Source organism: Streptococcus sp. DD11 (genome assembly GCF_001578865.1).
In the GTDB taxonomy this organism is placed as follows: Bacteria; Bacillota; Bacilli; order Lactobacillales; family Streptococcaceae; genus Streptococcus; species Streptococcus panodentis.
Genome location: NZ_KQ969394.1, coordinates 252,373 through 259,666 on the forward strand (window position 1 = coordinate 252,373; position 7,294 = coordinate 259,666).

Below are 7,294 nucleotides of genomic sequence, written 5' to 3' on the forward strand. Positions count from 1 at the left end.
AGACATCGCCTTGGTTGGCCCCCATTTGGGCAATGGCCCGCTGCTTTTGCTCATCGGACATGACTTGGCTGGCCTGCACCTGGCTGTTCACTGCTGCGGGAGCTGCGTCACTGGCAGCATCCACGGGTGTTGCTGCTGCCGGGGCTGCTGGGCTTTCGGCTGCAGCCAAGTCCACTGCAGCCACTTCAGCCGCAGGAGCCGTTTCATCAGCCCCAACTGCTGTGATAGTGGTCAGGGCGAGCAGGGACAGGAGGGAAACACACAGGAGCAGACCGCTGCAGTATTTTCCGGCAGCGGCGGATTTGGATAAAGGAAGTTTATGATTCATGCTGTTCTCCTCTCATTCAAAATGCTGAATCATTAATAATCTCCCATTGATTGCTTACAGAAAAGTTAAGGCAAGGGATTGCCGGCACTCTTGTAAATCTCATACCAATCGGCCCGGGACAGCTCTGCATCAAAGGCCGCCGCCATGGAACGAAGCCGGTCTGGATTCATGCTGCCGACAATCGGCTGCATGTGAGCAGGGTGGCGCAGGATCCAAGCCAGCACCATAGCCTCAAAAGACAGCTGATAGGCTGCAGCAAATTTTTCCAAAACAGCGGTCAGCTGGGCGTATTTTGGATGTTTCATAAAGAGGCCCTGCTGCAGATCTACCTGAAAAGGCGACCAAGGCTGAATCGTAATGCCCTGCAGGCGGCAGTAATCCAGTACGCCGCCGTCCCGATTGACGGCCAGCTGATTGAGCATATTGCTGTTGAGCCCTGCGTCAATCATGGGCGTGTGGGCCGGACCGAACTGCAGCTGATTGATAATCAGCGGCTGCTCCAGGCTCTTTTGCAGCAGCTCTATTTGGTAAGGATTTTGATTGCTGACGCCGAAATAGCGGACTTTGCCAGCCTGATGCAGCCGAGAGAATGCTTCTGCCACCTCTTCAGGCTCGACCAGAGCATCCGGCCGGTGCAGGAGGAGCACGTCCAGATAGTCGGTCTGCAGCCTCTTTAGGCTGGCTTCGACCGAACTGATGATGTAGTCCTTGGAAAAGTCAAAATGGTAATTGCTGTGAACATCCCGCAGGCCACACTTGGACTGGATCAAAAAGCGATCCCGGGGAATCTTGGCCAGCTGCAGGGCCTGGGCAAATTTGGCTTCAGACTGGCCGCCGGCATAGACGTCCGAATGGTCAAAGAAGTTAATCCCGACCTCTCCGGCCGTTTCAAGGACTGAAATAATCTCTTCCGGCGAATGCTCAGCCAGACGCATACAGCCCAGAACCAGCTGACTGGCTCCTTCCAGCTCATTTCCGACTGTTAAATAGTTCATTCCGTCACCTCATTCCTTATAGACTGGGCGGTCAAGCAGGGTTAATTCCTCAATCTTGACATTCTCCGTTTCAAAGACGATAAACTCATTCTTTTCCTTCAGAAAGCCGGATGGCACATAGAGATAGTGGATGGGACCTTCATTCCAGTAGCGGCCCAGATTAAAGCCATTGACAGCAATACAGCCCTTACCGTACTTAGAGCAGTCAATAAAGGTATCTGCAATGTCATCCAGTTCGGCCTCGAAGCGGTAGAAAGTCGGTGCTTTGACGACTTCCGGCAGAGCAGCGCTGCAGTCCAGTCTGTCCAGCATTTCCTGATCAAACTTGAGAGCATAATGCTTCCAGCCCTTGCGGAATTGATGGTTGATCATAATCCCGCCCTTGACCCCCTTGGACTGGCTGGGCGCACCCAGCTTGTAGCCGTAATTGACCCGGCCCATATTTTCCACCAGCACATCGATGCCAATCCTTTCCGTGTCAGCCGAAAAGAGCAGTTCATCGCCGATTTCCTCCCGATACTGAGTAGCCAGATGCTGGCGGTTAACGTAGAAATGGCAGCGGTCATGCGTCTCCAGCGCCTTGAGCCTTTCTTCGTGGTGCTGATTCTTCACCTCTGAGCGGTAGAGAATGTAGCCATGATTTTGGCCTATTTTCTCCATAGGCTGAGGATAGTCCAGCAGGATTTCCTCGCTGATTGCCGGTGCCACCTCCAGCAGATTGGCCGTGCCAAGCAGCGGGAAAGTCCCATAGGCCTTAGCCTTGCGGACGATAGGCTCAAACTGCTCCAGCTCCGGAAAGACTTCGTGGGTCACGCGCTGAACAGCATAGTATTTTTCTGTCGGCACCCCCCACTCGGTTATCGGAGCATCAAAGTCATAGGAAGTTATCTGGGGCAGGTCCTTGGTCTTGCGGGCCGAACAGCCGCTGATAAAGCCAAAATTGGTACCGCCCCGCAGCAGAAAGAGGTTCATACTGCCAATCTGCAGCATTTCCTTGACATCCCGCGCCAGATCCTCCGCCTCCCGTCGGACAATCTCCTCGCCCCAGCGGCTGAACCAGCCGTCCCAAAATTCTGTACACATGAGCGGCCACTTCTGGCCGTGCCTTTCCATAAAGGACCGCAGATTGTCTGTATTTTCCTTGGCTTGGGAGCCAAAATTTCCCGTCACAAAAATGCCATCCTCAATCAGGGTACCGGACTCCAGAGCCTCTATCCAAGTTCCGTCTGAGGTAAAGAGAGGCACCGTAACGCCGCGGTCTCTCATCATCTGAGCAATATGGCGCATGTAGTCCTTGTCTTCTGCATAGGAGCCGTACTCATTCTCTACCTGCATCATGAGAATAGGCCCGCCCTGACTGGACTGATAAGGCAGCAGTTTGGGAAAGAGCCAGTCATAGAAACGACTGACCTTTTCCAAAAAGAGAGGATGGTTGACCCGCAGGCGCATATCCGGATAAGTCAAGAGCCAGGCCGGCAGACCTCCAAAGTCAAACTCCGCACAGATATAAGGCGTCGGCCGGACGATGAGATGCAGCCCCATCTCCTGCACCAAGTCGAAATAGGCTTCAAAATCCAGCAGGCCGTCTGCAGTAAACTGACCCTCCTGAGGCTCATGCAAAGCCCAGGGAATATAGGTCTCCACCGTATTAAAGCCCAAAGCTTTCAGATTGTAAAGAGTTTCCCGCCATTGATCAGGATGAAGCCGAAAATACTGGACAGCTCCTGACAAAATCTTAAAAGGCTGGCCGTCGAGATAAAATTCTTCTTTAATTTCAAATCTTGCCATCTATCCAAGCTCCTCCTGTTTGTCTGCCATTTTGACAAAAGGCAGGTAGATAAAGGTCGAGATGGCCACATTGACCAGAGACAGGATAATAGCCCGCCAGTCAAAGGCTGTCGCAAAGAAACCATAGAGGACGGGCGGCATGACCCAGGTCACATTCTGCGTGACAGGTGCCACCAGCCCCAGCGTGGTAGCAAAGTAGGCCACCGTCACCATGACCATCGGCGTCAGGACATAAGGGATAAACATAATCGGATTGAGGACAATCGGCAGACCGTACATGACCGGCTCACCGATATTAAAGATCATCGGGAAGATTCCCAGCTTGGCCACTTCCCGATAGTGCTTGTTCCGAGACTGCCAGAGAATGGCAATGGCAACCCCAATCGCATCAAACCAGACGAAAGCTCCAAAGGAATTGTCTGTCCACATATAAGGAATAGCCTGCCCAGCCTGATAGGCCTCCAGATTGGCCAGCATGGTCACACCAAAGAGGCTGGCCATGACTGGGGCCAAAACATTGCCCCCGTGCAGACCGAAGAACCAGAAAATCTTATTGAGAAAGACGATCAAGAGCACAGCCCAGAAACTTTGGGACATACTGAGGAGCGGTGCCTGCAGAACCTTGTAAATCCAGTCAATCAGCAGCTCGCCGGTCAGCTGGTTGAAGGCATAGGTCGCAATGCCGATAATATACATGGCAATCGCAGCCGGGATAATGGACATGAAGGGCTTCATGATTGCCGGCGGTACAGAGTCCGGCAGCTTGATGGTCCAGTTGCGGTTCATGACCTTACAGAAAATAATGACCGAAATAAAGCCAATCAGAATCGCCGTGAAATAACCGCGGGCGCTGATCTGATCCCCCGGAATAACGCTGCTGATGGTGACATCCAGATTGGTGCCATCCAGCTTCAGCTCCGGAAGTTTTTCAATAGCCTTGCTCAGACCCGGTGTTTTCCCTGCCAGCTCAAAGGTCTTGGTGACAGAGCCGCCGATTGTAATGACATAGGAAGCCACTGCTACCAAACCGGCCGATATCTGATCAGTCTTGTAAATCTTGGCGATATTGACACCGAAAGTAAATAGAAACAAGAGGACAACAATGGGAATGCTGCCTTTAAAAACCAGCCAGTTGATATCAATCAGCCACTGGAAGGTCGACGAAATCCAAGTCCAGCCAAACTGTCCCGGCAAATCAGACAGAAAGGCGTTGACCATCAGGGCAAAAGAGCCCGTCATAATAATCGGCATGGTCCCAATAAAAGAATCACGCAGAGCAACCAGAAACTTTTGGTTGCCGACTTTGTTGGCAATCGGCATGAGCCGAGCCTGCCATTTATCAACCAAACTACTCATAAGACTGATCTCCTATTCTTTAAATTTCTTATGCAAATCAATGATTTCCTTTGCCAAATCCACAAAGGCAATACTGGTCATGAGATGATCCTGCCCATGCACCATAAATAAACTGAGTTCTGTATTTTCTCCTTGCGCCTCCTTGGTCAGCATTTCAGCCTGGGCATGATGAGCCTGCAGCAGGGCTTTTTGAGCCAGCTCCAGCTTTGCTGCTGCCCGGGGAAAGTCACCCCCCTTGGCGGCGGCAATCGCTTCGACCGCACAGGACTTCGCCTCGCCGCCGTACATGATGAGGGTCATAGCGACCTCCAGCGATGATTGGTCTGCCATACTGCCTCCTATCCTATGAGGGACTCTGCCAAATCCAAGACCTTATCCCCCTTCATCATCCCATAGTCTGTCATGGGAATGACCTCTACTGGGATGCCTTTTTCGGCTGTTTTTTCCTTAAAATCATCCAGCAGATAGCGGACCTGCGGCCCCAGCAAGAGGACATCCACCTGCTCATTGGCCAGATATTCCGCCGCTTCGGGTACCGGTACAGCAAAGATTCTTGCAGCCAATCCCCGATCTTCCGCAGCTTTCTGCATTTTATTGACCATGAGGCTGGTGCTCATCCCGGCCGCACAGACCAGCATAATTTGTTTTGCTTCCATAGGCAATTCTCCTTTTCAAAATGTTAAATCATTTGAGCAACAGGTCAGGCAAATCCTGACAATTATTTTTAATATATAAACAAAAACCCAGAAAAAGAATAAATTTTATCGTATTATTAATTTTCTATAAATAGTATATCCGCTTTTTTCTAAAATGTCAACGCTTTCATCTTGTATTTTTATTTATTTTTTGTTAATATAACGGCAGAGGAACTGACGATGACAAGAACCAAAAAACAAACGGAACTCCGAGCGACCGTCTTAGACCAGCTCTATGCCAAACGGCCGATTTCCCGGATCGATATTTCAAAAGAAAGCCATATCACACCAGCCACCACCGGAACGATTATCAATCAGCTGATTAAGGAAGGTCTGGTGCTGGAATTGGGGGAGCTGAGCGATGACAGCGTAGGCCGCAAAAAGACCCTGCTGGACATCGCCCCCCGCCAGCGCTGCTATCTGGGCTTTGAGATTTCAGAAAAACAGCTGGCTGCGGCCATTACAGATAATGTCGGAGAGGTCATTGAGAGCGCCTGCCAGCCTTATCAGATCGACTGGACCGGCGGACCGTCCGACTCAGAAATCATCCGCTTTATCAAGGACTTCCTGCAGAAAAACAGCCAGCATCCGATCTCTGCTATCGCTGTAGCCCTGCCGGGCCATCCCAATCTTTCTGAAAGCGACTTTATTGTTTCTAAAAATCCGCATTGGGGCCAGATTAATCTGCGGACCATTCAGGAGGCCTTCTCCGTCCCGGTCTATTTCGCCAACAAATCCCACTGCCTGACCCTGGCCGAGCGCCTCTTCAGCTACCATCCAGCAGACAGCAATTTTATCGTCTATCACCTTGCCAGAGGGATTCACTGCTCTTACATGTACAGGGGCAGCATTTACAGCCAGGATAACTTTTTGATTGGCGAGGTGGGCCATACCGTGATGAACCCCGAAGGAGAACGCTGCCCCTGCGGGAAAAACGGCTGCCTGCAGGTCTATGCCAGCGAGAGCTCTCTCATTGACAAAGCGGCGATTTTGCACCAGTCTTCCCAGACTTCCCTGTTAAAAACGCTGGTGGCAGAGCCCAGTGATATTCAGCTGGATACCCTTCTGGCTGCCTATCGCTTGGGCGATCTCGGCAGTATAGAGCTGATTCATACCGCCTGCCGCTATCTGGCCATTTCGATTTCCAACCTCTGCCAGCTCATCGACACCGAGCGAATCTATCTGGACGGAGAGTTTTTCTCCTCCCCTTTGATTGCGGAGCAGATTTTAGCCCAGCTGGAGCAGGCTGCGCCGCTCTTTCCCAAGCAGAAGCAGGCCGAGATCATTATCATCCCTTACTCTCAGCTCAATATTGCCCGGGCGGCCGTCAGTCTCTGTGTTTACCATGAATTTCTGGACAAAAACAGCACATTCTGATCCCCAAAGAAAATCGAGTTTTGACAAGGGATAAGGGCAGGATTAATAGGCGAAAAACCGTCCCACCGCCACTACTAAAAGCAAACAAAAAGACTAAAAAATCCGCGCTTTGCAGCACGGATTTTTTATAGTCTTTTAGCAGGAGGCTGAGACAGACGCCCATGATGGCTGCGCCCTCACCCACAGAGGGATGGATCTTTTAGAAGATACTGTATAAAAGTCCTTCAGTCTCGCTTTGTTTTGGAAAAAAACTCTTGACGCGGTAGCTGATTGCTCAAAAGCCCCAGTGGAGGTTTTGAGGTTATAGATAGAGCTTCCGATAGGAAGCAACAAAAGCACTGCTTTGAGGTTATGGATGAAACATCCGTTAGGATGTGTCAAGACTGTTCGTCTTTTAGACTCCAAAAAGCTCCTACATTGAGGAAAACTCTGTTTTCCTCATCCCCAACCTCTCACAGTCCACCCGGACTGTTTTGACACAAACTGCGTTTGTTTTATCTCCAACCTCTCACAGTCCACCTGGACTGTTTTGACACAAACTGCGTTTGTTTTATCCCCAACCTCTCACAGTCCACCTGGACTGTTTTGACACAAACTGCGTTTGTTTTATCTCCAACCTCTCACAGTCCACCTGGACTGTGAGAGCCTCGCGGACTGGGAGTGAAAAGGTTTGGGGAACCTTTTCAGCCTGAGCTTAGAAACAAAAGAGTGAAGGGAACTAAATTTTTTCAAAATTTAGTTCTGTCCCACCGCCG

Annotated in this window: 6 protein-coding genes and 1 pseudogene; 1 reads left to right on the top strand and 6 read right to left on the bottom strand. The window is 50.7% G+C overall.

Features of this window, described 5'->3' with window-relative positions; genetic code table 11:
* The 6 genes and pseudogenes from STRDD11_RS14335 to STRDD11_RS07070 form a co-directional block, all read right to left on the bottom strand.
* Window positions 1-328 (bottom strand): annotated as a pseudogene (locus tag STRDD11_RS14335) (peptidase); the annotation flags it as partial.
* 65 nt (window positions 329-393) lie between these two features.
* The gene (locus STRDD11_RS07050) at window positions 394-1,323 is read right to left on the bottom strand and encodes an aldo/keto reductase (RefSeq protein WP_128836712.1); all 930 of its coding nucleotides are present in this window, start codon (window positions 1,321-1,323) and stop codon (window positions 394-396) included.
* 9 nt (window positions 1,324-1,332) lie between these two features.
* Window positions 1,333-3,111: a glycoside hydrolase family 35 protein gene (locus STRDD11_RS07055; RefSeq protein ID WP_128836713.1), complete on the bottom strand. Its 1,779-nt coding sequence runs from the start codon at window positions 3,109-3,111 to the stop codon at window positions 1,333-1,335.
* Window positions 3,112-4,467, bottom strand: a complete 1,356-nt coding sequence (locus tag STRDD11_RS07060; RefSeq protein WP_128836714.1) for a PTS sugar transporter subunit IIC — start codon at window positions 4,465-4,467, stop codon at window positions 3,112-3,114.
* Window positions 4,468-4,479: 12 nt separating this feature from the next.
* Window positions 4,480-4,797: a PTS sugar transporter subunit IIA gene (locus STRDD11_RS07065; RefSeq protein ID WP_128836715.1), complete on the bottom strand. Its 318-nt coding sequence runs from the start codon at window positions 4,795-4,797 to the stop codon at window positions 4,480-4,482.
* 8 nt (window positions 4,798-4,805) lie between these two features.
* Window positions 4,806-5,123 carry a PTS sugar transporter subunit IIB gene (locus STRDD11_RS07070; protein ID WP_128836716.1) on the bottom strand — a complete coding sequence of 106 codons (318 nt, stop codon included), beginning with the start codon at window positions 5,121-5,123 and terminating at the stop codon, window positions 4,806-4,808.
* 219 nt (window positions 5,124-5,342) lie between these two features.
* Here STRDD11_RS07070 and STRDD11_RS07075 point away from each other — a divergent pair, with 219 nt between their 5' ends.
* Window positions 5,343-6,539 (top strand): ROK family transcriptional regulator, encoded by a 1,197-nt coding sequence (locus tag STRDD11_RS07075; RefSeq protein ID WP_128836717.1) that lies wholly within the window; start codon window positions 5,343-5,345, stop codon window positions 6,537-6,539.
* Window positions 6,540-7,294 lie beyond the last annotated feature (755 nt).